Source organism: Parafrankia sp. Ea1.12 (assembly GCF_900465275.1).
GTDB lineage: Bacteria > Actinomycetota > Actinomycetes > Frankiales > Frankiaceae > Parafrankia > Parafrankia soli.
Genome location: NZ_UBIZ01000612.1, coordinates 1 through 252, shown reverse-complemented (window position 1 = coordinate 252; position 252 = coordinate 1). Strand labels below are relative to the sequence as shown.

Below are 252 nucleotides of genomic sequence, written 5' to 3'. Positions count from 1 at the left end.
AAGGCAGGTCACGTAGTGATGGGTCACCGAGGCGGCGCCAGCGGGGCCCGGGCCGGGCGGCGCCCGGCCGCCGGAGTCGCCGGCGGGGTGCTGACGGCGGTGCTGACGGCGGTGCTGCTGCCCGGCGGGCGGGCTGCCGTCCAGCGGGTTCTCGTCCACCAACGAGCAGTGGTACCACGAGAGCCTCCGGCTCGCCGAGGCCCACCGGGTGAGCCGCGGCAGGGGCGTCATCGTGGCGATCATCGACGGCGG

1 protein-coding gene is annotated in these 252 nt (G+C 76.6%); it reads right to left on the bottom strand.

The window, feature by feature from the left end:
* On the bottom strand, positions 1-231 hold a 231-nt coding region (locus FMEAI12_RS36825; protein ID WP_160144370.1), incomplete at its 3' end, for a hypothetical protein.
* Between the last annotated feature and the right edge of the window lie 21 nt (positions 232-252).